Origin of the sequence: Cyclonatronum proteinivorum (assembly GCF_003353065.1) — a bacterium.
GTDB classification, from domain to species: domain Bacteria; phylum Bacteroidota; class Rhodothermia; order Balneolales; family Cyclonatronaceae; genus Cyclonatronum; species Cyclonatronum proteinivorum.
The window spans coordinates 3,127,729-3,154,330 of sequence record NZ_CP027806.1; the positions used below are offsets into that span (position 1 = coordinate 3,127,729).

Annotated in this window: 25 protein-coding genes and 1 pseudogene; 2 read left to right on the forward strand and 24 right to left on the reverse strand. The window is 45.9% G+C overall.

Features of this window, described 5'->3' with window-relative positions; translation table 11 throughout:
• Window positions 1–279 precede the first annotated feature (279 nt).
• A complete protein-coding gene (locus tag CYPRO_RS11855) occupies window positions 280–1,791 on the forward strand; it encodes a capsule assembly Wzi family protein (RefSeq protein WP_164682742.1) in 1,512 nt (503 codons plus the stop codon).
• Between the two features lie 589 nt (window positions 1,792–2,380).
• On the opposite strand, the gene CYPRO_RS11860 is transcribed toward CYPRO_RS11855, so the two are convergent.
• Window positions 2,381–3,475, reverse strand: coding sequence for a GDP-L-fucose synthase family protein (locus CYPRO_RS11860; protein WP_114984814.1), 1,095 nt, complete (start codon window positions 3,473–3,475; stop codon window positions 2,381–2,383).
• Window positions 3,476–4,107: 632 nt separating this feature from the next.
• A complete protein-coding gene (gene rfbA, locus CYPRO_RS11865; RefSeq protein WP_114984815.1) occupies window positions 4,108–4,971 on the reverse strand; it encodes a glucose-1-phosphate thymidylyltransferase RfbA in 864 nt (287 codons plus the stop codon).
• 653 nt (window positions 4,972–5,624) lie between these two features.
• Here rfbA and CYPRO_RS16440 point away from each other — a divergent pair.
• A complete protein-coding gene (locus CYPRO_RS16440) occupies window positions 5,625–5,819 on the forward strand; it encodes a hypothetical protein (RefSeq protein ID WP_124245605.1) in 195 nt (64 codons plus the stop codon).
• 168 nt (window positions 5,820–5,987) lie between these two features.
• Here CYPRO_RS16440 and CYPRO_RS11880 read toward each other — a convergent pair whose 3' ends face one another.
• The 22 genes and pseudogenes from CYPRO_RS11880 to CYPRO_RS11985 all read right to left on the reverse strand — a co-directional run bounded on the left by CYPRO_RS11880 (window position 5,988) and on the right by CYPRO_RS11985 (window position 26,411).
• Complete coding sequence (locus tag CYPRO_RS11880; protein WP_114984818.1) at window positions 5,988–6,974, reverse strand: UDP-glucuronic acid decarboxylase family protein; 987 nt, start codon at window positions 6,972–6,974, stop codon at window positions 5,988–5,990.
• Window positions 6,975–7,202: 228 nt separating this feature from the next.
• A complete protein-coding gene (locus CYPRO_RS11885) occupies window positions 7,203–8,588 on the reverse strand; it encodes a UDP-glucose 6-dehydrogenase (RefSeq protein WP_114984819.1) in 1,386 nt (461 codons plus the stop codon).
• A gap of 425 nt (window positions 8,589–9,013) precedes the next feature.
• A complete protein-coding gene (locus tag CYPRO_RS11890; protein ID WP_205730333.1) occupies window positions 9,014–9,559 on the reverse strand; it encodes a winged helix-turn-helix domain-containing protein in 546 nt (181 codons plus the stop codon).
• A gap of 491 nt (window positions 9,560–10,050) precedes the next feature.
• A complete protein-coding gene (locus CYPRO_RS11895; RefSeq protein WP_114984820.1) occupies window positions 10,051–11,148 on the reverse strand; it encodes a hypothetical protein in 1,098 nt (365 codons plus the stop codon).
• Between the two features lie 37 nt (window positions 11,149–11,185).
• A complete protein-coding gene (locus tag CYPRO_RS11900) occupies window positions 11,186–11,686 on the reverse strand; it encodes an acyltransferase (protein ID WP_114984821.1) in 501 nt (166 codons plus the stop codon).
• Complete coding sequence (locus tag CYPRO_RS11905; RefSeq protein ID WP_114984822.1) at window positions 11,686–12,345, reverse strand: acetyltransferase; 660 nt, start codon at window positions 12,343–12,345, stop codon at window positions 11,686–11,688. The genes CYPRO_RS11900 and CYPRO_RS11905 overlap by 1 nt, the downstream gene beginning before the upstream one ends.
• A gap of 83 nt (window positions 12,346–12,428) precedes the next feature.
• Window positions 12,429–13,151 carry a hypothetical protein gene (locus CYPRO_RS11910; protein ID WP_114984823.1) on the reverse strand — a complete coding sequence of 241 codons (723 nt, stop codon included), beginning with the start codon at window positions 13,149–13,151 and terminating at the stop codon, window positions 12,429–12,431.
• Window positions 13,152–13,236: 85 nt separating this feature from the next.
• On the reverse strand, window positions 13,237–14,004 hold the full coding sequence (locus tag CYPRO_RS11915; protein WP_114984824.1) for an SDR family NAD(P)-dependent oxidoreductase: 768 nt from the start codon (window positions 14,002–14,004) through the stop codon (window positions 13,237–13,239).
• Window positions 14,005–14,007: 3 nt separating this feature from the next.
• Window positions 14,008–15,081: a 3-oxoacyl-ACP synthase III family protein gene (locus CYPRO_RS11920; RefSeq protein ID WP_114984825.1), complete on the reverse strand. Its 1,074-nt coding sequence runs from the start codon at window positions 15,079–15,081 to the stop codon at window positions 14,008–14,010.
• 40 nt (window positions 15,082–15,121) lie between these two features.
• Window positions 15,122–15,349: an acyl carrier protein gene (locus tag CYPRO_RS11925; RefSeq protein ID WP_114984826.1), complete on the reverse strand. Its 228-nt coding sequence runs from the start codon at window positions 15,347–15,349 to the stop codon at window positions 15,122–15,124.
• 77 nt (window positions 15,350–15,426) lie between these two features.
• Window positions 15,427–15,870: pseudogene (gene tnpA, locus CYPRO_RS16760) on the reverse strand (IS200/IS605 family transposase).
• Between the two features lie 54 nt (window positions 15,871–15,924).
• On the reverse strand, window positions 15,925–16,539 hold the full coding sequence (locus tag CYPRO_RS11935; RefSeq protein WP_114984827.1) for a sugar transferase: 615 nt from the start codon (window positions 16,537–16,539) through the stop codon (window positions 15,925–15,927).
• Between the two features lie 24 nt (window positions 16,540–16,563).
• Window positions 16,564–17,688, reverse strand: coding sequence for a glycosyltransferase family 4 protein (locus CYPRO_RS11940; RefSeq protein WP_114984828.1), 1,125 nt, complete (start codon window positions 17,686–17,688; stop codon window positions 16,564–16,566).
• On the reverse strand, window positions 17,688–18,728 hold the full coding sequence (locus CYPRO_RS11945; protein ID WP_114984829.1) for an NAD-dependent epimerase/dehydratase family protein: 1,041 nt from the start codon (window positions 18,726–18,728) through the stop codon (window positions 17,688–17,690). Before CYPRO_RS11945 ends, CYPRO_RS11940 begins: the two co-directional genes overlap by 1 nt.
• A gap of 14 nt (window positions 18,729–18,742) precedes the next feature.
• Window positions 18,743–19,858 carry a glycosyltransferase gene (locus CYPRO_RS11950; RefSeq protein WP_114984830.1) on the reverse strand — a complete coding sequence of 372 codons (1,116 nt, stop codon included), beginning with the start codon at window positions 19,856–19,858 and terminating at the stop codon, window positions 18,743–18,745.
• A gap of 22 nt (window positions 19,859–19,880) precedes the next feature.
• Window positions 19,881–20,975 carry a glycosyltransferase gene (locus CYPRO_RS11955; protein WP_114984831.1) on the reverse strand — a complete coding sequence of 365 codons (1,095 nt, stop codon included), beginning with the start codon at window positions 20,973–20,975 and terminating at the stop codon, window positions 19,881–19,883.
• Window positions 20,972–22,051: a hypothetical protein gene (locus CYPRO_RS11960; protein ID WP_164682744.1), complete on the reverse strand. Its 1,080-nt coding sequence runs from the start codon at window positions 22,049–22,051 to the stop codon at window positions 20,972–20,974. Before CYPRO_RS11960 ends, CYPRO_RS11955 begins: the two co-directional genes overlap by 4 nt.
• Window positions 21,949–22,971: a cyclase family protein gene (locus tag CYPRO_RS11965; protein WP_114984833.1), complete on the reverse strand. Its 1,023-nt coding sequence runs from the start codon at window positions 22,969–22,971 to the stop codon at window positions 21,949–21,951. Before CYPRO_RS11965 ends, CYPRO_RS11960 begins: the two co-directional genes overlap by 103 nt.
• 13 nt (window positions 22,972–22,984) lie before the next feature.
• A complete protein-coding gene (locus tag CYPRO_RS11970; RefSeq protein WP_114984834.1) occupies window positions 22,985–23,374 on the reverse strand; it encodes a GxxExxY protein in 390 nt (129 codons plus the stop codon).
• 37 nt (window positions 23,375–23,411) lie between these two features.
• The gene (locus CYPRO_RS11975) at window positions 23,412–24,746 is read right to left on the reverse strand and encodes a class-II fumarase/aspartase family protein (protein ID WP_114984835.1); all 1,335 of its coding nucleotides are present in this window, start codon (window positions 24,744–24,746) and stop codon (window positions 23,412–23,414) included.
• A gap of 75 nt (window positions 24,747–24,821) precedes the next feature.
• A complete protein-coding gene (locus CYPRO_RS11980; protein ID WP_124245606.1) occupies window positions 24,822–25,247 on the reverse strand; it encodes a hypothetical protein in 426 nt (141 codons plus the stop codon).
• A 96-nt stretch (window positions 25,248–25,343) separates the two neighbouring features.
• Window positions 25,344–26,411 (reverse strand): AAA family ATPase, encoded by a 1,068-nt coding sequence (locus CYPRO_RS11985; protein ID WP_114984837.1) that lies wholly within the window; start codon window positions 26,409–26,411, stop codon window positions 25,344–25,346.
• Window positions 26,412–26,602 lie beyond the last annotated feature (191 nt).

Consider the following 26,602-nt stretch of genomic DNA (forward strand, 5'->3'; position numbering starts at 1 on the left):
CTGCATCATTGTCTTTTGGAGGGCGATTTTTATGAAAAGCCGTATCTTAGGCGCTCACGCCACTTCAATCTGCTCTGTTTTACCTGCCGCATGCCCCTTCTCCGATTTTGCCGCTTACCTGTAAGCTGTTCGCCTGTACGCAGATTCCGTACAAAAATCAGTTCTGCAAACAGACGGGATCGGATAATGCTTGAGGTGACGGGGACTGATGCAATAAACCAATTTCAGAAGCTGTTAGTGATTTTTTTATGGGGGATGTTTTTTGGGATGATGGTTTTCATGCCCCCACATACCCTTGCGCAGGTACAGGCTCAGGATCAGGATCAGCCTAAACGTCAGCAGTCTTTTCAAAGTCAGGCACCCGTGCTCTTGCATCCGGATCCTTTTCCGGTTGAAAACGGGCAGGGTTTACGGACTGCGGTTCAGGCTTCCGTTGCCGCTGGCACAGCAGAAATGCCTTTTTGGCTCTATGCCAACCGCTATGGGGAGCTCAGACCGGGCAGCCGGATCAATGCGCTGAATCAGCTGTCCGTGCGCTACCGCATGGGGAGTCCGGCGGATCGCTACCTGCTGGAGACCGGGGCAGCTTTGTCGCTCAGAGCGGCCAATACGGGCAATACCGCGCATTTTCAGACGCTGTTTGCCCGGGCCGAATACGGTATTTTCCGCCTTGAAGCGGGTCGTTTTTATGATGATGCTGAAATGCCCTTTCCGCAACTCACAACAGGATCCATGATCGTGAGCCGCAATGCGACGCCGGTACTGCGCATTCAGCTTTCTACCAGGGGTTTTATTGACGTGCCCTTCACAGCAGGTCACCTGCAGTTCCGCGCGCGCTACAGCGACGGTCAGCTCGAGCGCGACCGCTACATCCGCGATGCCCTGCTCCATCAGAAAATGGCGCACCTCAAATTTAATGTCTGGCGCATTGAGCTAATGACCGGCTTCATCCACAACGTCGTCTGGGCCGGCACTGATCCGGAACGGGGAAGACTGCCGCGTTCTTTTGCTGACTACCTCCGCGTCGTAACCGGCCGCGCGGCCGATCCGGAAAGCAGTGCATCAGGTTCGGAAGTTCTGAACCGCCTCGGCAACGGGGTCGCGGCCTACGACGGCACCATGATCATTCAGCTTAACGGAGCACAGCTTGTGCTGCACCGGCAGATTTATCTGGAAGACACCGTTTCCCTTCGGCTGCGCAGCTACCGCGACGGTTTGTACGGGGTCGGCCTGCAAAACATCAGCTGGTTTAGCTGGTTAGATGCGCTGCTGATTGAGCACCTGCAAACCCTCATGCAGGATTCCCTGCCCGGCATGCCGCCGGGACGTGCCCGCTATTACAATCACGGCATTTATTACAGCGGATGGACCTACGAAAACAATGTCCTCGGCAATCCGCTGCTGACCATTGATCCTTCGCGGGAGCGCTACCCCGTATACAACAATCTTGTAGCGGGATGGCATCTCGGCATGCACGGACAGCTCAGTGAACGGTCCGAATGGCAATTCATGGGCACCTTCACGCGCAATTACGGCAACTGTAACGATGACCTGCTGATATCCGGCAACCTCTGCAGCGTTACCGCAACCGGCCGTGACCCGCGTCCCGGATCCGAAGCAAGACCGCGCTCTGAAGTGAGGCGGGATCAGTACTCCTTCCTGCTGCGCGGCAGCTACCTGCTGATGCCGCAGCACGGCCTCAGCATAAACGCGGCCCTCGCCCTCGACACCGGCGCCCACCTCGGCAACCGCGCCGGCCTCGAAATCGGCCTGAGAATTAGCCCGAAGTAGTGAATACGTACGTAAAACGTAAGGGTAACGCCTTGTGCTTACCCATTAAGGTGCCTGATTAAGCCTGTGATCCCTTCGCGTTCTTCGCGTAAACCTTGGCGTCCTTTGCGTTTAAGTACGGAACTTAGAATTTACTCCAGCGTTTGTTCCGGCATCGGTTTTTAAACGCGAAGGGCGCGAAGAAGGCGCGAAGGGCGCGACGTTTAGAAAATTCCAATAATCAGTATGTCAGTATTTCAGTATGTCAAAGGTGGATGCTTAATATCAGCATAGATCCCTTTGCGTTCTTCGCGTAAACCTTCGCGTCCTTTGCGTTTAAGTACGGAACTTAGAATTTACTCCAGCGTTTGTTCCGGCATCGGTTTTTAAACGCGAAGGGCGCGAAGAAGGCGCGAAGGGCGCGGCGTTTAGTAAATTCCAATAATCAGTATGTCAGTATTTCTGTATGTCAGTATAAAAGGTGGATGCTTAATATCAGCATAGATCCCTTTGCGTTCTTCGCGTAAACCTCCGCGTCCTTTGCGTTTAAGTACGGAAGTTGGAATTAACTACGGTGTTTGAAACGGCATAGGTTTTTAAGCTAAGCAACCTATCCCCCAACATACCAATCATACATTTTGCTTATGCCCTCTTCGAGTTCCACGCTGTGGTTCCAGCCGAGGCGGTTAAGCTTACCGGGATCAGTGAGCTTTCGCATCGTGCCGTCAGGTTTGCTTGTGTTGAAAGTGAGCGCCCCTCCGAAACCGATTACCTCCTTCACCATCAGCGCCAGCTGCTTGATGCTTACATCTTTGCCGGTACCGATATTCAGGTGCACATTCCGCACCTCTTTGCCGCAATCGCTGAGCTTCACAATGTCCTGAAAATCAACGTTTTGCATTACAAACACACAGGCATCCGCCATATCCTCACTCCAGAGGAACTCGCGCATCGGTGCACCGGTGCCCCAGATTTCGACTTCTGTCTCTCCACTGCCCAAACGGCGTACCCCCTGCTCCGAAAGCACACGAAGAATATCCTCCTCCGAAGCATCACCGCTTACCCCTTTTACCGGCCGTCGGTTCAGGTCAGCTCTGATACCCTCGAAATCCTCCGCCTCAAGACAGGCCGCAAGATGCATCTTCCGCACCAAAGCGGGCAGCACATGGCTCTTCTCCAGGTCAAAATTATCGTTTGGACCGTAGAGATTGGTTGGCATCACCGAAATGAAGTTGGTGCCGTACTGCAGGTTGTAGCTCTCACACAGCTTGATACCTGCAATTTTAGCTACTGCATAGGGTTCATTTGTATATTCAAGCGGCCCGGTGAGCAGGTATTCTTCCTTAATCGGCTGCGGACAATCCCGCGGATAAATACAGGTACTACCCAAAAACAGCAGCTTCTTCACCCCGAATACACGGGCCGCCTCAATCACATTGCTCTGAATCATGAGGTTGTCATAAATAAACTCGCCCCTATAGGTGTTATTGGCCACAATGCCCCCTACTTTGGCAGCCGCGAGGAACACATAATCCGGGCTCTGCTCATAAAAAAAGGCCTCAACGGCCTTCTTGTCCCGCAGGTCCAGCTGCGCGGAGGAGCGGGTTACAATGTTCTCGTAGCCTTTCTGAGCCAGGTTCCACAAAATCGCAGAACCAACCAGACCATTATGCCCGGCAATGTAAATTTTAGAATCTAATTCCATAGACAATGTACGTGAAGAGGCCTTGCTGGGGATAATGCCATTTGCTTACCCAAACAAGACGGGAAATATTTAATGCAAGTTGGTGGTACGCGAAGACGCGAAGAAATGCCGGATTTCAAGAGTGCCTGGTCGTAAACTATAAAATATCCTGACGCTGTTTAAAGCCGTCACCAAAAGCAGCGGTCATTGGCTTAACATGAACCGCTCCTTTGCGAAACCCTTCCTGCCCTTCGCGTTAAAATAAACCAGGCTGATACAAACACTGTAGTTCATACCAGCCCCCGTAGTTGAACGCGAAGGACGCTAAGCATAGCGCGAAAGATACCGGAACAAAAATTAGAGCCTTTGCCTGCGAAATACTGAAGTACTGATGTATTACAGACTAATCTTACCCTTCGCACACCCGGAAGCAATTTCGTTGCTAAGCTTAGCTTAGCAGAAATACCGCGCAGCCCAGTAAAACGAGATCCTTCGACTACGCTGCGCTTGGCTCAGGATGACAAGGCCAACGGAGGACAAGCGGCGCGGCAGGCCGCGCCGGGTATGTTGATGATTACACTGTCATCCTGAGCGAAGCCGAAGGATCTGGTGATGAGGATTAGGTGCCCTGAAATTCTAATTGTACCCTACCCCTAATCGAGCAGGCGCTTCAGGTAAGCCCCGTACTGACTCTTCCGGAGCTCTTCGGCATGTTGGAGCAGCTGCTCGTCGGTGATCCATTTTTTGCGCCAGGCAATTTCTTCCAGGCAGGCAATTTTGAGGCCCTGTCGTCTTTCGATGATTTCCACGAACTGCGAGGCTTCCAGCATGGCTTCGTGCGTACCGGTGTCGAGCCAGGTGAAGCCGCGTCCCAGCACCTGCACATGCAGCGCGCCCATCTCCAGATAGGTGGTGTTGACGGTTGTAATCTCAAGTTCCCCGCGAGCCGAAGGCTTGACGTTTTTGGCGATGTCAATCACCCGGTTGTCATACATGTAGAGCCCCGTGACCGCGAGGTTGCTTTTGGGTACTTCCGGTTTTTCTTCGATGGAAAGTGCCTTGCCATCGGCCCCCATTTCCACTACGCCAAAGCGCTCCGGATCTACGACCTGATAGCCAAACACGGTTGCGCCTTTCATATCCGATGCTGCTTTTCGCAGTAGCGGGGACAAGCTGTTGCCGTAAAAGATATTGTCGCCCAGAATCAGGCAGACGTCATCTTCCCCGATAAAATTTTCGCCGATGATAAAAGCCTGCGCCAGTCCGTCGGGACTCGGCTGTACGGCGTATTCCAGCGAAATTCCCCATACCGAACCATCCCCCATAAGATGCTGAAACAGCGCCTGCTCATGCGGCGTCGTAATTATCAGCACTTCCCGAATACCCGCCAGCATAAGCACCGACAGCGGGTAGTAAATCATCGGCTTGTCATACACCGGGCAAAGCTGCTTTGAAATAGCCTTCGTTACCGGATACAGGCGTGTACCTGTACCCCCAGCGAGAATAATACCTTTCATTTTTTTATCAGTTTAATTTAACAGTATGTCAGTATTTCAGTATGTCAGTGTGTCAAGGATAGATGTTGCGCATAAGGTTCGGTGTCCTGCACAACGGGATCCTTCGACTTCGCTGGGCTTCGCTCAGGATGACAGCAGCACTCTCTAAGCCACCGGCGCGGCTGGCCGCGCCGTTTGAAGCAAAGCAACCCTGTCATCCTGAGCGGAGCCGGAACGAAGTGCAGGCGGAGTCGAAGGATCCGGTGTTGTGGGCTCAGGGCACCGCACAACGGGATCCTTCGACTTCGCTGCGCTTCGCTCAGGATGACAGCAGCACTCTCCAAGCCACCGGCGCGGCTGGCCGCGCCGTTTGAAGCAAAGCAACCCTGTCATCCTGAGCGGAGCCGGTACGAAGTGCAGGCGGAGTCGAAGGATCCGGTGTTGTGGGCTCAGGGCACCGCACAACGGGATCCTTCGACTTCGCTGCGCTTCGCTCAGGATGACAACAGCACTTTCCAAGCCACCGGCGCGGCTGGCCGCGCCGTTTGAAGCAAAGCAACCCTGTCATCCTGAGCGGAGCCGGAACGAAGTGCAGGCGGAGTCGAAGGATCCGGTGTTGTGGGCTCAGGGCACCGCACAACGGGATCCTTCGACTTCGCTGCGCTTCGCTCAGGATGACAACAGCACTCTCCAAGCCACCGGCGCGGCTGGCCGCGCCGTTTGAAGCAAAGCAACCCTGTCATCCTGAGCGGAGCCGGTACGAAGTGCAGGCGGAGTCGAAGGATCCGGTGTTGTGGGCTCAGGGCACCGCACAACGGGATCCTTCGACTTCGCTGCGCTTCGCTCAGGATGACAGCAGCACTCTCTAAGCCACCGGCGCGGCAGGCCGCGCCGGGGTTACTTATGGATTTTGTTGTCATCCTGATTGTAGCCGGAGCATTGCGGAGGCGGAGTCGAAGGATCTGTTGATCAGACTTGTGAAGGCTGATACCAGTCCCCTCCGCGGTCCGCCGTCTGCGGTCTGCCTCCGCCCCCCCTTACTTCTTAATATACTTCTCGAACTTATTGTGCTCCACCCGGAACAGTTTTTCCTTCGGCAGCTTTTTGAACGATTCGTAGGTAATGCGCAGGCCATCGGCACGGCTGACCTTCGGTTCCCAGCCGAGCACTTTTTGGGCCAGACTGATATCCGGACGGCGCTGTTTGGGGTCATCTACCGGAAGATCTTTATACACGACCTTCTGATTTGTACCGGTCAATTTGATGATTTCTTCCGCAAACTCAGCAATCGTAATTTCATCCGGGTTACCGATGTTGACCGGCTCAACGTAGTCGCTCATGAGCAGGCGATAGATGCCCTCTACGAGATCATCCACATAGCAGAAGGAACGGGTTTGGGAGCCGTCTCCAAAAATAGTGATATCCTCCCCCCTCAGGGCCTGACCAATAAAGGCAGGCAGTACGCGTCCGTCGTTCATCCGCATGCGCGGGCCGTAGGTGTTGAAAATGCGTACAATACGCGTTTCTACCCCGTGATAGCGGTGATACGCCATCGTCATCGCTTCCTGAAAGCGCTTGGCTTCATCATACACCCCACGCGGTCCCACCGGATTTACATTACCCCAGTAGTCTTCTGTCTGCGGATGCACCGTCGGATCGCCGTACACCTCAGAAGTCGAGGCAATCAGCAGACGCGCATTTTTTTCCTTCGCCAGACCCAGCAGGTGATGAATCGCGAGCGATCCCACCTTCAGGGTCTGAATCGGAATCTTGAGGTAGTCAATCGGACTTGCCGGTGAAGCAAAATGCAGGATGTAATCCAGATCGCCGGAGACGTGCACAAACTTGGTCACATCATACTGCACAAATTCAAACTGCTCATGCCCCATCAGATGGGCGATATTATCCATATCACCCGTAATGAGGTTATCCATCCCGATTACAAACATCCCCTCTTTAATAAACCGGTCACACAAATGCGACCCCAAAAAACCAGCCGCCCCGGTAATCAGTACTTTTTTCATAAATACAGTTCCTTTTAGTAGATAAATTTATTGAATAACAACCATTTTGTTGGACCGCGGACCGCAGACTGCGGTCAGCCGTTTTCAATCTGTAGCCAGAAGCCATAACCCAAAATTTACAATCTCCCGGTCCGCCAGTCCCTTACCAACGGTTACAAACCTGCGGTCTGCCGTCCCTCGCCAACAGCATCAAACCCGCGGTCTGCCGTCTGCGGTCCGCCGTCCCCTCTACTTCCCTTTCCCGATCGTATAGACCTCAAAGCCGATGTCAGACAGCTTTTTGCGGTCCAGAATCAGGCGTCCGTCGAACAGGAAGGCGGGCTTTTTCATATTGTCGTAGATACGCTGCCAGTCGAGGGTTTTGAATTCATCCCACTCGGTCATCACGGCAATTGCGTGCGCATCTTTGCAGGCCTCGTAGGCGTCATCAGTCATGGTAAGGCGCTGCTTGTTGACCTCCATTGGGCGGGTTTCGAGCTCTTCCATATCGAGATACATTTGCTGCTCAGGTACCTGCGGGTCATACACGCTGATGCTCGCCTCGTCGTTCAGCAGCTGATCGGCCACATAAATGGAAGCCGACTCGCGCGTATCGTTGGTGTCTTTTTTGAAGGCCCAGCCAAGGAAGGCGATTTTTTTGCCGGAAACCGTATTAAAGAGGGTCGAAATAATTTTGCTGCCGAAGCGGGACTTCTGATAGTCGTTCATCGTCACAACCTGCTCCCAGTAGCGCGCGACTTCGTGCAGACCGAAAAACTCGCAGAGGTACACAAGGTTGAGGATATCCTTCTGAAAGCAGGATCCGCCAAAACCGACCGATGACTTGAGGAACTTGGGACCAATACGGGAATCGGTTCCGATGGCGTGCGCTACTTCTTCCACATCTGCACCAGTTGCCTCACAAAGGGCAGAAATCGCGTTAATGCTGCTGATGCGCTGTGCAAGGAAGGCGTTGGCCGTCAGCTTGGAAAGTTCGGAGGACCAGATGTTGGTCGTGATGATGCGTTCCCGCGGAATCCAGGCATTGTATACTTTCACAAGCTCTTCAATGGCCGCAAGCCCGGCTTCATCCTGATCACCACCGATCAGTACCCGGTCCGCCTGCATCAGATCTTCTACCGCAGTACCTTCTGCAAGAAACTCAGGATTGGAAAGCACCTGAAATTTGGGCCCGTGTCCCGTAGCGCTCAGAATTTTTTTGATGGACTGCGCAGTACGCACCGGCAGGGTCGATTTCTCGACCACAATTTTATCGTCATCGGCATACTCGGCAATCTGACGCGCACACAGCTCAACGTATTTAAGGTCGGCCGCGCGCCCCTTACCGATACCGTACTTTTTGGTAGGCGTATTCACAGAGATAAAAATCATATCCCCTTCCTTAATAGCACCTTCCACATCGGTCGAAAAGAACAGGTTTTTACCCCGCGCCTGCTGCACAACTTCGAACAGTCCGGGTTCATAAATCGGAAGCTCATCACTCATCCAGGCATCAATGCGCGACTGATTGATATCCACAACGTGAAACTTAATGTGAGGGTTTTTGAGTGCCATAACAGCCATGGTCGGACCACCGACATAGCCGGCACCAATACAGGTAATATTTTTAATCATGATAAAATCTTACGGGTTTAAAATTAACGGTATAAAACTAAGTATAATATCGGAATAATTGGGAAAGAAAGTTAGGCTTACCACTACACAAACGTCGCGCCCTTCGCGCTGCGGCCCTCACCCCTGACCCCTCTCCCGAAGGAGTTTGCCTCCCCTGAAACGGCATCTGTTTCGGGAGAGGGGGACGGTGGAATCAAAATTTGTACTGCAAACAAAATTACATCGCGCCCTTAGTGCCTTCGCGACCTTCGCGTAAACCTTCGCGGCCTTCGCGTTAAAATACTGAGGCAAGTATCAACCTATGGTATTTGTCCCAACTTGGGATTTTAAACGCGAAGAAGGCAAAAAGTTCGCTAAGGCATCCATGCCGAACTCAAGCACTCACCCTTGACACACTGACATACTGAAATACTGACATACTGTATCTACTGCTCCACCGAGTAAACCAAAATCGGATGCCGGAACATCTCTGCATTTCCCTCCCGGGCCGCCTCATACGCTGCGCGCGCCATGACCTGCGGCTGAATCTTACGCTTAATCAGCTTCTCCGCTTTGGCCGTGAGCTCGGCAAGTAGGTTCATATCGACCGACTCCCCTACAATCACAAGTTCAATCGTGCCGGAGTCAATGCCTTTCGCATAGTCACCTATTACGAGCGCACGGTCCACCTCGCCCAGCTTGCTGACAATGTTTTGCGCGATCTGATCGAGACCGAGGAATTTGCTGATGATCTTCCGGATATCGGGAAAGAGCGGGTGCTGCTCATTGGCACTGTATTTAATGGTGCGACCATCCGGCTGACTCCGCAGCAGTTTGGCTTCGGAGAGTCGGTTGAGCTCCACACGCACAGAATTCGTCGATTCCCCAAACTCCTCGGCAATTTCGCGCAGATAGGCTTTCGTATGCGGATTGCTGAAAAACTTCACAAGCAACCGAATCCGGGTTTTGGATGTTATTAAAGGATCAAGCATGTTCAACAGGAGAGTAAGTTAAGGCAAGGAAATTTATTAGAAGAGACAAGAGGCAATAATTGAAGCATTTGTGAACAGAGTCAGAATATAAAAGGGTAGTAAATTTTGAACTACCCTTTTTTAAACACGAAGGACACGAAGGTTAACGCAAAGGACACGAAGGTTTTTTTCTAAAGCCATACCCTTTGCGTTCTTTGTGACACCCTTAGCGCCCTTTGCGTTAAAAAAAAACGAGGCCTGTTTAAGGCATATAATCAGATCGAAATACCGTATTTATACACGAAGGACACGAAGGTTTTTTTTCTAAACCCATACCCTTTGCGCTCTTCGTGACACCCTTAGCGCCCTTTGCGTTAAAAAAAAAGACAGCAGAAAAAAATGTTGTTTTGGTGCGTATTGTCAAGTTATATTTGGAAAATTGGGGTTACGTAATGACCTAATCGACCAGCAGGCAGCGGTCTTCAGACCCCTATCACAATCAAACCTGCGGTCTAAGACAAGCTTTCCTCTATCAACTTCCCAAGCTGTGGGCTCGTCATGAACTCGACATCCGGCCATTTTTTTGATATTTGAGAAAGCAGTTCCGAAAACATCTTAAGATTTCTGTCTCTGTTTTCGCGATTGATGTACCCGACAAAATTTAACCGATGTGCTGTAATGATGGCCGGCTTTTTCCAGAAGAAAGCATTTTTAATGTCTTTTAGACATTCTCCAACACTGTCAAAATTCTGCGGCATTTGGGACGGCTCAAACACACAGTTTCTGACCAGAAAGGTTTGCCCTGACTTGTTTTTTTCACCCGTATAATGCCTGACCATTTCGCGTTCGGACTTGTCAAGAATGGGATGCTTCTGATACTTCATCCCCTGAATGTATTTTACCCTCAGCTCCGACAGCTTTTGAAGCAAATCAGAATGTATGATAAAATTGGTTGCGATATAAGATTCTGAAGTAAATCCGAACAGTTCCTGAAAGCCCTGCATCCCCTCCTGCAGGTAAGTTTTTTGATGCTCAAGATCGGCGTAATTGTGTGTGTCAAGAGCAGCCTGCAGATTTATGCTGCCTTTTGCAGCATCAGTTGCTTTTAGAGTCCAAGTAGCGAAAGCGTAAATTTTCCGGTAGTCAGATTCCGGATTCTGCAGTTCGGCCAGCCAATACTTCCAGTTAACATGCTCCCTTCCATGAAATTGCGGAAAAAAGATGTGTTTATTTATGCCGGATTTCCACAACTCAAAACATTTCGCATGCGCATCATACCTCTTAAACGTTTCTGTAATAGGCTCCCAGTAGTACTCTTGATAATCGTTTTCCTTTATTCGATTAAAATCCGGATTTGCAGTAACACAATTAGCCGTGATTACAGGAGAATTTCCGTTGACGTCTTTGAATGTAAGAAGCACATTAAAGAGCTTCTGCAAATCTTCTTCCGATGCCAAAGCATCATTGCGTGCATAAGGACATTTATCAACTGCATACCCCAAATTTAGCAACTGCTGATACACGGAAGCATTAGGCATGCGGATAGCCCCCCAATCATCTGACTCGATCACGATGATCTTCCTGTCTGTTTTCCAGCCCTTACGGTTCACATCGTGACGGGCTAAGGCTGATCTGATACTGTTAAAACTAAACACGCTTTCGCTTCCCAAGTTTCTCACATGTTATACCACCATAAACCGTCCACGGTTCAAGATTCTGCTTAACAATCGTATTCGGCTCGGTCATAGCACCTTCGCCGATGGTTACTCCCGGATAAATGATGCTGTTTATGCCAATGTAAGCGTAGGCGTGAATCTCGACCCTTGCGCGGGTGATTTTTCTTTTTTCGGCTGGGACTTTTGGAAGCGAAAGGTAGCCGCCATAGATATCATCGCTGCCGGTGAGGATTTTTACGCCGTAGGATATATCCACATAGTCTTGGATGTAGGCCTCACCGCCACCGGTTATCATCGCATAGGGTGCAAGACGGGAATATTTGCCGATTTTGGTGTAGGTACCGGCAAGCACAAAGCAGAAGTCGCTTATAACAGCGTAATCATCCAGTAGCAGATGTTCCGGTTGAATGATGCGTGCCATTGGGTAAATTTCGGCTTCTTTTCCTTTGTAAAGCAACGGAAGGTTTTCCATCAGCCTTTAGTGGATTTAAGGACAGCGATGATTTTTTCCTTGTAACGATAGAAAACCGTCTCATCATCGCCCACATTTTTTTCAAGAATCATACCGGCCATGATTTTATTCCGATTACCAACCTTAATCCCCGGTATCGTAGCACTGTTAATCCCAAACAGATTGCCGTCACCTACTTGGGTGCCTCCGGAAAAACAAACATTCGGGCTCAGGAAATTGAAATTTCCGATCTTCGTATCATGTCCAATACTGCATCGGGCATTAATCATATTGAATGCACCAATTGTTGTCATAGGACCCAAATTAACGTTAGGTGCAATGACAGAGCCAGTTCCGATTATGGCACTTTCTGCTACATAGGCAGACGGATGTACAAAAGTCAGGAATGTTGCACCCGCGTCTATGAACCGCTGCGTAATCGGCGCACGATATTTCAGATTGGCAATACCGACAATATACTGCACGTCATTCTGCACTTCATGCTCCGATATGTTGCCAAGAAAGGGGCAGTCAAAATGATATTGATCGTAGGCTTTGGGATTATCGTCAATTACTCCAGTAAGCTGTATTTTAGAAACCCCGACACGATTGGCATAACGGATATATTCATCAAGCTCAGCGGCGTGGCCACCCCCGCCAATTATAATAACACTCGACATGATTGATTATAGATAATATTAAACATTAATTTAGTTCAAATTAAACAATAATTGACTTCTTAAAGAAATCATTTAAAATGACATTAATTGGCAGGTGCATTTAATGTATGGTCATTAATCATGTGAACTATATCAGGGTGCCCCAAATAACCTCTTAACTCATCTTTCAAAGGATATCCACTTTTAAGTGCTTTGTAAATTGATTCCCTTATTTTCTGCCAATCTTTATGTCTGAATGCTACGGATGCAGGTATCTGTTCCAGTTTCAATGCCCTTGCAATTGCAAGCCTGTGGTTGCCTGTCATGAAATATAGTTCTCCTTGAGCACCTATTCCGATAGAGAAAAAATCAATATTCGAAGTCGTCTTATATGGAACTATAATTTTCCCTTGCCCAAATTGTTCAAACATAACTCTATATTTATTTTTTAGTGATACTATTTTATCTAGCGCTGCATCATTCTTTGTTTTTTTGTTTAATAAATAATGAAAATAAGCTGTTTCATTCGGTTTAGTATCATGGACATACAACTCTTCAAAAGTCTTTTCTAGCACTAATACATATTCTCTGAGGGGATTTATGTGTGCTATTGGCTTATATAAAACGAAATGTTTTAAACGCCATCCCCCCATTTGGTTAAACGTACTCCCCTCAACACTTAATTTTATATCAAAAGGATTAATATTTATATAGGTGCTATACACTCTAGGCAAACTTTTAAACCAAAGTTTATTTACATTAAATATTAAATACCCAATAAAGCTATAAAGTAGTTTTTTCCCTTTGAATAAAAAATTTTTTATCATTAAATGGTTTGATTGTAAAGAATCAAGAACGTTGAATAGAAATAGAAATTAGCAAATCATTATTGCACATAGACAAAAATTATTTTTAAACCGAATAACCTCCGTCCACTACCAAATTTATCCCTGTGACCCACCTTGCCCCTGGGCTGAGTAAATACAGTACCGCAGCAGCTACATCATCGGGATGTCCGAGACCCAACGGATGCATGCTTTCGATGCGCTCACGAGCTGCTTCATTTTTGCTGTACACCGCCTGCTCTGACATTGGTGTTACAACCACTCCGGGCGAAATACAGTTAACCCGGATACGCTTAGTTGCCAATTCCACGGCCATTGATCGCGATGCCGCTAACAGGGCGCCTTTAGAAGAACTATACATGGTTTTCCCTGCTTCTCCCAGGCTACCCATAACCGATGAAATAAGTACTATGCTTTGTCCTTCCTCAGGAACCATTTTCTTTCGGCTGACCCATTTTGCCATGTGAATAGCCGAGACTACGTTTGTGTTCAGCATTTCGGTTAGCGCTTCCGGTTTAATATTTCTCAACGGCAGTGTAGTTGAAATACCGGCGCTGTGAAGGAAGCCATCAATTTTGATGCCCTGGTTCTCTAACTCCTTCATACACTCATCGACTTTTACATAATCGGTGAGATCAAGCGATATTGAAATGTGATCCTGGGTATGCTTAGTTAGAGATGATCGTGTTTCTTCAAGACGTTCTTCATTTCGTCCTATTAGAATAATGCGTGCACCAGCCTCACTACATGCAATGGCACAGGCGCGTCCTATGCCGGATGATGCGCCCGTGATAAGAATGGTTTTGTTATGCAGACCAAATCGTTGTTCTATCATATCTCAGTATTCCTCAGCTTCTAATTCAATCAGATCAGGTATGTGGCATGGCCCGGTGTTCAGAATTCCGGTAGCCCATGACATACCAACCCCGAATCCACACAAAAGCAGACGCTGCGGCTGCTTTAAGGCTTCCTGAAGCTCTGTAGCAATTGCCAGTGGTATAGATACAGACGAGGTGTTTCCAAAACGGTCGAGATTGGTTGGTACCCGCTCATCGGGCAGCTTTAATTTCTTCGAAAGATAGCTGTTCATATAAATGTTGGCCTGATGCAATACAAAGTAATCAATCGCCTCTTTCTCTGTTTGTGCGAAGGCAAGCGTTTCTTTGATGTTCTTAGGAACCTCACGAATTGCAAAGTTAAACACATCAGCACCATTCATATACCCGTGCTCATCGGTACGGATGTTACCGTGCTCATCTACTACCTTTTCTTTAAGGGTCTCGGGCGTACTGGGATTCCGATATCCGCCGGCATCCATTTTGATTAAATCCTGCCTTGAACCATCCGAATTGAGAGAAAAACAGCTTTTTCCATAGCGCTCATCCCGGCTTATCAATGCTGCAACGCCACCATCTCCAAACAAAAAACCTGTTTTACGGTCTTTAGGATGATAGACTCTCGAACGGGTTTCCCCGTCAAGCAGCAGCACATGCCGGAAACCCTGCTGCTGCATAAAGGAATAGGCCACGGACAGCCCATATACGAAAGCCGAACAACCCAAATTAATATCAAATGCTAAGGTAGATTTCGGCAGTCCCAGCTTATCCTGCAAAATAACAGAAGTTGCCGGCATGCGGTAATCCGGGGTTTGGGATACAAAAATGACGGCATCAATTTCTTCCCGGCTGATCTGCATGTCGTTTAAGAGCTTGTCAGCAGCTGCAAAGCACAGATCTGAGGCCGTCATACCCTTCGGGGCAAACCTGCGCTGCCGGATACCCGTTTTTTCAACAATCTGCTTCACATCCTCGGCCGGAAAATGCATGGTATATGCTTCATTTTCGATGGTGTTGGCCGGCACGGCAGCAGCAAGACCGGAAATGCCAATGTTTTCAAAAGTTAAAAAAGCCATTCAGTTATCGGTGGTTTGGAGTATGCAGAAAAGAAATCTTTTAGGAAGCCTGTTCCTGTACAGCTTTAAATAAATCGCCAACTGTTTTGAGCTGCTGAAAAGCTTCATCTTCAACAGCTGCACCAAACTCTTCATCAAGTGCGGCAATTAGAGACAGCTGTGCAAGGGAGTCCCACTCCTCATATTCCCGAAAATCATCTTCCAGGCTGACTTCACGGTCTTCAATTTCAAGGGCTTCTTTGAATACGTCTAAGAATTTTTCTTTCATTGGTTTAATTTTTGGTTTTAAATAAATAATGATATACAATTCCATTGCCCATGATTTAAATCATGGGCAATGGAATCCTAAGACTCATCATAGCCATGTAATTTTAAAAATCGCTCATACTCATATTGAGAATTGATTTTCTGATGATGGCTCTTCTGATTTCTAATATACCGAAAAACTTGTGGTACACCAGATTCAGAAACCGCAAAGGCGGCATAACCCGTCTGCCAGGCGAACGCTTCTTGGGTCAGCTTGTTGTAATTGATGAAGCGGGAGCTGCTACCCTTCACCTGCTTAATGATGGATGCAATTGATAGCGTAGGGCTCTGCAAAAACAGGCAATGCACATGATCAGGCATGCCGTTCACAATCCGAACCGGACAGCCCTGTGCCCTTAGCTGCTCCGAGATAAAACTCTAACACCTGCTTTTCAATGCTCTCATGAATAAACGGGTACCGGTGCTTGGTCGCCCAGTCGCCCAGATGGCGTGAATCCATATTTTGGTATACGAATGCGGCATTGTGAATCATTTATATGCGAAATCACACCCATAGCCCACGATTTAAATCGTGGGCTATGGGTGTGATTTCGTCCCCATAAACTCCGGCATCGTCGCTGCCTGCTGATTGCTAATGCCCTCCCTCCGAAATACCTTGAGCAGCGTCATAAACAAAATTTTCATATCCAGCCAAAAGCTCAGGTTATCGACATACCAGACATCAAGCTTAAATTTCTCTTCCCAACTTATGGCGTTTCGGCCGTTGACCTGTGCCCAGCCCGTTATACCAGGTTTAACTTCATGTCTGCGGGCTTGCTCCTCTGTGTAGCGGTCCAGGTAACGCACAAGAAGCGGTCTGGGGCCGACCAGACTCATGTCACCTTTCAAAACGTTAAACAATTGGGGTAGTTCATCAATAGAAAGAGAACGTACCAATTTGCCAACAGTAGTAAGTCGCTGACTGTCCGGCAGAAGTTTACCTGATGGATCTGTTCGGTCGTTCATAGTTTTGAACTTGATAACTTTAAAGGACCGACCGAAAAGACCGGGCCGCTGTTGCGTAAAAAACGGACTTCCATGATTTACCACGGTGAGCAGCACTACAACTATTACATAAACTGGTGTAAGAAATAGAATAAGGAGCAGAGATGCCAGGCTGTCAATAAACCGTTTCATGTATTTACGATACAATATTCTACTCCTTCTACAACACTGTTATGCAAAAATTTCTGCGTTTTCAACACTGAAATCACCGGCTGCCTTTCGGGAGTTATCTGAGTACTGCTGGCATAAATCGGGGTTATCATACAGCTCCAAAATAAAGGATTTTATTCCTTCTACGTTGTTTCCATTAAAGCATGCGCCCGCCTTGTAATATTTAATTAAGCTGTTCAGCTCAGATTCCTCAGAAGCAATAGCCAAAACAGGCAGCCCTGCAGACATCAGATTATAGGTCTTGCTTGGCACGCTCATGGTAGAGGACTCATGCCCAAGGGTTACAACTCCTATGCTCGGCGCATTGAAGGTGTAGGGCAACATTTCAGCAGGCTGCCAGGGCAGCAGCAGCACGTTATTGGGTTTTAACCGGCCTATTTTTTCTTGTATCAGCTTTTTCTTTCCGCCCTCACCAATAATCACAAAGAAAATGTCTTTATTTTCTTGCAGTTCAGCCGCGACATCTACAAGTACATCCACATCGTGTGTGTTCCCCAGGTTACCGGAATACATCACAATGAATTTATCCTGTAGCTGATGTTCCGTCAGGAAACGGTTTTCACTTCGGGCCATTGGCTTAAAAAAGGCGGCATCCGTCCAAATCGGTACAACTTCAATTTTATCCGGATCAGCGTATTTCGCAACCTCTTGTTTCATGCCCTGACTAATGGTATAAAGGTTCGTTGCGCCGGCAAATATTTTTTTATTCCACCTTTCCCATAGCCGAACAAGCCATGAATTTTTCTTAAAATAACCAGTTGTGTATAAAATGTCAGGATAGACATCATAGACCAATACCGAGTAGGAGTTACTAACAAAAGACGGGATAAATACCGCAAAGGGAGGATTTGTAATAATAAAAAGTTTATACCCTCTGTATTTAGTCAGAACATGATACCACATTTGCAGGGTGCTGACAGTCCACGACACCAGTCTTTTCAGGGTCGTGGACTTGTCGTATCGCATTATTTTTGTCCAGGCGGTATCCGCAGGTAAGCTGCGGTCCCGTTCAACAATGGTTCCTGCAATAATAGCTGTTTTAGGATATTTCTTCTGCAATGCATACAGCATGTCAATCTGAAGATACCCGGAGGTTTGATCCAGCAGGACAATTCCTTTAGACATTATTCAGCAGTGGTATTTTCTTTGGCAAGCTTCACCTGCTCATTAATCCACACATAGGTATCCCGCATGCCCTCAATCAGAGGTCTGCTTACCTGCCATCCCATTTTTTCAGCGTAGAGTTTATTGTCAGAATTACGTCCCTGTACGCCTACCGGGCATCTGAATCCATATTTTTCAATAAATTCTTCTCCCTGAATGTTGTGGATGGTAATGTTCTTGCCACTCAGATCAATGGCCATCTGTGCCAGCTGATTAATGGTGACCATTTCTTCCGACCCGATATTTACAGGCCCCATAAACTGATCCTGTCGCATAAAACGAAGTACTGCTTCAACGCATTCGGTTACATGCAGGAAGGAACGCGTTTGCTTGCCACTGCCCCAAACTTCCAGGGTTCCGTCCTCAGGGGTCTCGGCAGCTTTCCGGCACATGGCCGCCGGCGCTTTTTCCTTGCCGCCGGCCCAGGTGCCCATTGGACCAAAAATATTATGGAAGCGGGCAACCCGTACATTCAGCTTATAGTTACGGTTGAAGGCAAGGAACAGTCTTTCTGAAAACAGCTTTTCCCAGCCGTATTCTGAATCAGGATTGGCGGGATAGGCCGAGCTTTCTTCGCAGTTCGGATTATCCGGATCAAGCTGATTGTGCTCCGGATACATGCAGGCAGATGAGGAATAGAAAACCCTGCCAACCTTTCTTTTGGCAGCCTCATAGACCGTGTTGAGATTAATCAAAGCTGAGTTATGCATTACATTGGCATCATTATCCCCGGTAAAAATATAACCAGCGCCGCCCATATCCGCAGCGAGCTGATATACCTCATCAAAGGGCTTGTCCCCGGGTGCTTCAAATACATTTTCTACGATTTTAGGATCGCGTAAATCACCCGGAACATACTCATCACAAATATCATCATGCGACCAAAATTCATGCGCAGGCTTAATATCTACGATACGTACCCAAAAGTTTTCATCTTTAAGTCTTTTTGCCAGATGACCGCCAATAAAGCCGCCTCCGCCAAATACAAGTGCTGTTTTCATTACAATTGCTATATTTATTTAGAATTTAAGGATTTGCAAATTTCAAGATACTTTTGTGCCCGCTCAGGTGCGGTGTCAAACGTTTTCAACTGCTCAAGGCCCTTTATAACAAGACGATTACAAAGATCTTGGTTATTCAATAGTCTTTTAATTGCAAGGTATGCGCTTTGAGGATTCTTGGGTTCAAAATACAAAGCCGCATCACCACATATACTCCGAGCAAATCCAAGATCAGTCGTAATTATAGGCTTCTTCATAACCATAGCTTCCGCATAGGATGCAGAAAAACATTCTGCCAGTGTTGGTAAAAACATAAAATCACACTCTTCATACAATGATGGGCAATCCTGTGGTCTGACGGGCCCCACGTTCATTATTGCCGGATGTGTTCCTATATAGTTATCAAAGTCCTGAGGTTTTAAGGTGAGCACAAACCTGATTTTATGATACCCTTCCTTAATCAGCAAATCTGCAACCTTAGGAATAATTTCAAGATTTTTATGCGGGTAATAGGAGCTCAGCGTTAATAAACGTATCTCACCGTTTTCTCTTGCCGAGAGTTTGGGTTCTGCATGATTATCCTGCAGATAAAACTTGCTGTGTGTATTGGTTACCGTATGTACCTGTGATGTCCCGAGCGCTTTTTGAACACGATTATTCACATCATCTGTCTGAACTACATAGGCTGCAGCATCGCGTTTGAAGTAATAATAATGCGCCTTCTTTTTGAGCCAAAGCTTGAGCTTCTGCTTAAGACTCATTTGCTGCACATACGGTGACTCAGGGTAGATGTATAGAGGCAAATTAAAGCCTATAATTTGTGGAGCCTTGGAGTTATAATAGGTCGGACCAGATGTCGCAATTATTATATCGGGCTTAATTTGATCTTCAAGCTGTGCAAGCGTTTTTTGAATCAAAGGTATGGTTCTGAAGCCAATAGTGCCAAAATCATGTTCATAGAAGCTGAAATTTACAGGAAAGTCGCTTGTGTTAATTTCTTTTCCAACTCCATGGCCTAACCATACATGGTATTCATGATCCGTAAAATGAACACACTCAGAAATAAAGGAAAGGGCAACCTGCACGGCCCCGCCAAAACGCTGATGGGCTGTGTTAATAACGATTTTCATTAAGTAGAGAAGACAATAGTTTCTAGTTTAATATAAAATGCAAGTATGCTTTACCTATTTTGTCTAAACTATATTTATCCAACACTTCTGTCGCATTCTTTTGAAATTTTGTGCGTGTATTAGAATCATTTATTAGGTTTTCTATCTGCTTTGCAAGTTCATCTACGTTCATTGTCTCAACAAGATAGCCGTTTACACCATGATCTATTAGTTCACATGAGCCGTAATTGCTTGAGAAACTGATGCAAGCCAACCCATTCGCCATCGCTTCTAGTAATGCGTTCGGAAAACCTTCATGTAAGGATGGTAATACAAATATTTCGGAAGCTTGCATATATTCATCAACATTTTCCTTAAATCCTTCAAAAATAATTGATGATGTCAACCCTAATTCTTCAACGCGTTTTTCTAATTGGTTACGTGCCGGTCCGTCGCCAACAAAAATGAGTTTCCAATCATGATAATTAACTTTTGAAAAAGCTTCTACTAAATATATTTGTCCTTTTTCAGGTGACAATCTCCCTATACACAATACAACTTTTTGTCTATCAGTATTATACAGTTTTATCTCTCTTAGAAAATTAGGAAGAACAACAGCATCTGCATTTGGATATGATTTCTGATAATGCTCCATAGCCTCCGGAGTTTGATAAATCATTTTTTTTGTGTGCATTTTACTATAATTCGATGCAGTTCTATAAAAATAATCGAATATATTTCTTTTCACACCTGAAAGCTTAAATGGTTTCCACCCACGATTGATGGAAGTTCTATGGCTTCCAGAGTGATCAATTTTCATCCCGATACTGGCTAGCACAGGAATTAATCTATATCCTAAAGAAAAAACATGTACTAGTTTATTTTCTTTTAGTCTTTTTCTGATAAACCATATTACTCTCAAGTAATAAACTAATTTATTACCTTTTTTGAATTTTGGGATGTGTAATTGTACATTTGTGTTTAGCTTGTAGAATACCTCTTGATCAGACATGAGTATTATGTGAACTTCTACCCCTAAACTTAGTGCATAATTAGCTAATTCAGCAGCTACTCTCTCTGACCCACCAGCTTTTAATGCAGGTATGCAAATGCATAATTTTTTATCTTTTAATGTCATTTAAGATAAGGCTTCAAGTGATAAGCAAGATTATATAAACCTGATTTATAAAGTAAGTACTTTATTTTATCTCGATTACTGCTAAAGAACTCTTTGTAAAATCGGTTTTCAATCTGATCTTCACTAAAAGGGGACAATACGTAACTCTGAGTCTTCTCGAGAAACTTTAAATCTATATCAAATCTATTGCTCTTTTTGGTTCTTAATCCTGAACCATCTAAGCCAATATTCCACGTTTTTGATGTATAAGGATATACTGTATAAAGATTTTCAAGAATCATGATTAAGCCATTCCTGTAATCAGAAGGTATAATCATTTTTTTAGAAGCTATTCTACTTAATTGTGGTAACCTGTCCAAGCCGTATGCATTCAATTTATTCTTAATATCAGTATTACGTAATACTTGAATTAAATATTCGTTGCTGTATTTATTTTTTAGATCTTTTCTTTTTTTTATCCAAAATCCAGTGCCCCAGGGATTATATCTTTGCGCAAAATAGACTTTATTTTTTTTTTCATCAGGTACATCAAAGAGAGTGGAATGGGAGAAACCGGATATGCTATAAATATTTTCACAGTTTTCATAAGTACTAAGTGACTCATTCATAAAGCATAAGAAATCAGAAGAAAAAATAATATCATCCTCAGCTCGAATCAATCTGTCATAATTATTTTCTCTTATTAACTTATAGCAATCTCTTATTATTTTGCCTTTAGTATTCTTTTCACTACTTACTAGTACTACTTCTTTAAATGCCTTTATTTCTTCAATGTACATTCTGATTTTATTAACTTTCTCTTTAGATAAAGGGTCAATTCCTTGATCAGATGAAATATATAACGTAGTATTCTTTGCTTCTTCACATTTGCTCAACGTTTCAATACATTGCTTGAAATGATTCACTCTGTCATACACACTTATAAAAACAGGTGCATAGCCTTTATCTGTTACATAATTCATATCAGATTTGTTTATACCGTTGCTATTGGCGTTAAGGGTGATCCAACTGCACCAGTTAGTCTCAGCGGTGGTGCAGTTAGTAAAAATCGGCTGCGGTTGTTTTGTTTGAGCCATGTGGCAAGTTCTGCGAGGTGCCATAGTTCGCCGAGGTGTACGCCGAGGCGGAAGAGGCAAAGCTCGTGAATCGGGAGATTTGTACCATTGCTTTCCGGGGTGACTTTCTTTCCAACGGCCTCAACGGCGAGATTATCGGATGCGATAGCTGCGACTTCGCTGTCGATGATCCAGTTGAGAAGTTTGGGGTCAAAGCCGTCAAGGACGGCGCAGGCTTTGGTGATACTGTCATCAGGATTGCCTTTCATACGCATGATCATCTGATCGAGGCCGGTCCAGAGACAGAGTATATCTCCTTTTTCGATCTCTACGCCGTCTTTTTCCATGATGCGCATCAGATCGTCGTAACCAACTTCTTTACGGGGAAATTCACCGAACTCACTAAACAAATCTACAAGCACGCCTCTGCCCTGTACACCATGCTCGGCCATGTGCTCGATACCAAGTGCTTTGGCTTTGGTTTCGTGAGTCTCACTATCCATGATAACATCTTCATCTACCCGAAAGCCGTTGTAATACACCGGCTGTGGGCTGCCGTCACCCATCACATCGAACAGCTTACCGCGGTGCGCAAGGCTGTCCCATTGGGTGGAATATTGGGTATGTAGCAATACAACATCATCAGAACCAATATCAACATGCTTTTCATCAACCTGATTCCAGAGGTAGTTGAAGTAAGGCGCATCATTACGGATGACCGGCTTCAGCATAGGCGGAAAACGAACTTTGTTGATGACCTGACCGCCGGGATAGTCCAGTGGTAAACTCAGGCAGAATGTCTTTCCTACTTTAACTTCGGCGATACCCTGAAGGACTTTCTTTTGATCGATTAAATTCAAGCGACCTAATTGATCGTTCTCACCCCAATCTCCCCAAGTGGAGGATTCCGGGCGGATTTTCCAACGTTTTGATTTAACCACAGAGTTCACAGAGTTACGCAGAGTTTTTGGGAGTTAAAATTAATCTTTCTATGCCATTCTTTAAACTGAGCACATTGAAGTTTATGAGAAGTCCGTATTTGATGTTTGACAATTTCATGTAGGAGAGAAGCTGCGCCTTATGTATATCAAGTATTTTTTCGACTGTTTTGAGTTCAATAATTACTGTTCGATTAACCAACAAGTCAATTCTATACCCACAGTCTAATTTACTACCCTTATAGATTAACGGAAGTGCTTTTTGGGTTTCAACTTCAAATCCAGCTTCAATTAATTCAAATGCAAGTGCATGTTCATAAGCCGACTCAAGTAATCCCGGCCCCAGTTCGGAATGTACAGTATATGCACATTTCAAAATGTTATATGTAAGGTCGTTAACACTCACCCAAAAAAACTCCGTGAAACTCTGCGTACTCTGTGGTTCAAACCTTAGCGAGTACCCGATCTACCATTTGCGGTGCAACACCTACATAATTCAACGGATCTAAAAGCGTATCGATATCACTCTCGGTTAGGAGCGTCGTGATTTCCTCATTTTCCATTAGTGCCTCTTTCAAACTCTTTTTCTCGTCCCAGGCTTTGCCGGCTGCGCTGTACACCAAATCATGCGCTTTCTTTTTTCCGATTTTTGGGGCAAGTCCCATCATTGCGGCTTCTGACATGATAAGCCCGCCGCTGAGCAGGATGTTGTCTTTCATTTGCTGCTCAGCTACGACGAGGTTTTTCAGGATGAAGGCCGAGTGTTTAAGGCTTCCGGAGATCAGCAGGAAGGATTCGGGGATGACCATCCATTCGAGGTGCATTTGTCCTAAGGCACCGCGCTCGTGTTCCTGAATCATGGAGGTGAGCTGTGAGCTGCTGAGTTCTCTGAGTTTGTGCGCGTTGGCGATGATAGGTTCGCAGGTGATGGGGTTTCGTTTTTGGGGAAGCGTTGTGCTTGCGCCTCTGCCCTGCTCAAAAGGTTCGCTAAGTTCTCCGATTTCGGAACGCATGAGGATGGCAATTTCCTGCGCGATTTTGGCTAAGGTTGCGGCCATCATGGCAAAAACGGAGGTCAATTCTGCCCAGGTATCGCGGGCGACGTGCCAGGAAACATCCGGAACAGCCAAATCAAGTGCTGCCATCATCAGTTCCTGAACCTTGAGACCCTGATCACCGAGGGTTGCGAAGGTTCCAACCGCTCCGGAGCACTGCCCAACCAGCAATCTGTGCTTCAGCTGTTGGATGCGCTCCCTGTGTCGCAGCATTTCATCTAACCATACCGCAGCTTTATAGCCAAAGGTGATGGGTGCGGCAAGTTGCTGAAAAGTACGTCCGGCCATCGGTGTATCGCGGTGTTTACGGGAGAGATCTGCCAGCGACTGAATAATTTGATTAAGGTATGACTCAGCGATATGAAGTCCGTCCCGCATTTGCAGTACGGTACCGGTATCGAGAATGTCCTGTGTAGTCGCACCGTAGTGCACCCAGCGGGCCGTTTCTGCGTCACAAGCCTTATTTAGCTGATGGACGAACGGCAGAATGGGGAAACCGACCCTGTCAAACTCGGCTTTCATGGCAGCCTGATCAATATGCTGGACTTTGGCCGCTGTTTTAATTTTATCGGATGTTCCCTGCGGGATGATACCAAGCTGTTCCTGCGCTACGGCAAGCGCTACTTCGGTTTCCAGCCATTTTTGGATCCGGCTTTCTTCCGAAAATACCTGACGCATTGCTGCGTCGGAGAACATGTCCTGAAAATAGGTGAATGAATACATTAGATTGGGTTTACCACAGAGGGCACAGAGGTTAACTACATACTCTGTGTACCTCTGCGTCCTCTGTGGTTTAAATTACTGTACTGTGAATTCGGTTATTTTCCTCCGCGCCTGTTCTGATGACATCACGCCGAAATAACTTATGTTGAATAAAGTAGCATAGGCTTTAAACTTTTGCTTGTAGCGCTCATTAATAAGAGCGGCATTGGTTTGCTGTGACTGATTGAGATGGACCACGTTTAGCAGAGACAATCTTCTAACGCCATCCAAATTAATCGGAACAATACAGTCAAATTCAGCAGCCATAGCGTAACCATGCTTTACGCATAACATCATTGAAAGCGCATCTACGGGTTTCTTAACCAGCTCATTAACCCTGCTTTCAATATCAATCTGTTCATTACTTATGCTCGTGTAATCTTTGAGCTCTATGAGCCAGAGTTTTTCTTCGGATTGGTTGTACCAGCTCACATCCATTTCCTTGAAATGAAAGGAACTCAACTTTTTGTATCCTGTGCAGTCGCTCAAGCGAAAATATGATCTATCCGGAAAAGTGAGCGTAATATTGCTTTCTGTAAATCGATTCATGCCTGCAAATCACGAAAGCCCAAAATCCAATTCCGTTTCTAAATCAGCCATTTTGATGGCTTCTTCTGAGATTTCATTTTCAGGAAAGCTTTCTCTAAGGTTATGACTTGTCGCTGAAACCGTTTTGTCTTTTTGCTTTTTGAGTATAAAGCAGAAGGCATCTGTTTCTGTTTGCATTGCGGAAAGATATACCTGCTTTAATACAAAGTAGCTATGCGTTGCCAAAAATATCTGCATACCTGATTTCGCCATCAAAAAAATCATGTCAACAAGAATACGAACGGCTTCCGGATGGAGCGCATTCTCCGGTTCATCCATAAAAAGAACCGCTAGTGGGGTTAACTGTCGGTTCCGGATCAAGGTCGTAAGAATACCTATTTTCTTTACCCCCTCTGCTGTGAGTGCAATCTGATATTCTGTATTTCCTTTCTTGAATATGAAATCATCATCGTGTGATTGTACAATATTGCCCTCAAACAAGTTTTCAAGCAGGTCGTTTACTTTCACCAGTTCGGTCTTTACTTTGCCTTTTTGTGTTGGTATAACAAGAGACCGAATCAAGTCGAGGTAGGTATCATCAAAACCCGGCATATTAAGATTGTCTCGGGTTGCGCGTATTGCTTTTAATGATGTGAGCACCTCTTTTGCGGGTATGAATATAGGCCGAAACGTTGGATCAATGCTGCCAATGCTCTCCTGACAATCAATAATGCTGCTAACCGTCGTATCACCGTAGGAAAAATATAATCGGTCTTTAAAAGATATTTTTGGGTGATCAAACTCAATATCAACCCTTAGTTTATCCTTTTCCAGTTTGTTTACCAGCTCACCCAACCCCTTTTTCCCGGGTTGGAAGGTTGTCAGTAGCTTTTCTGACAATATTTTTTTAAGAGTGATTTCTTCGTTTGCTTTCCGCTGATTGTAAAGAACAATAGATGAAAGGGAAGCATACAGCATTTTTAATATTGCTGTTTTACCGGTATCATTTTTCCCAAGTATAAGATTGACAGACCCAAGATTGTCGAGACTCAAATCTTTATGGGCAACAAAATTTTTAAATGATACTTTTTTAATCATAAAAAGTAACTATATGGCAAATCAAACTGCTTTATTCCAATTATAACCAAGCTCAAAAAGAAAATACATTAGGTTGGGTTTACATCAGAGGGCACAGAGGTTAACTACATACTCTGTGTACCTCTGTGTCCTCTGTGTCCTCTGTGGTTTAAATAATAAATCTTAAGTTAGAAATGATGTATAGCCATTCA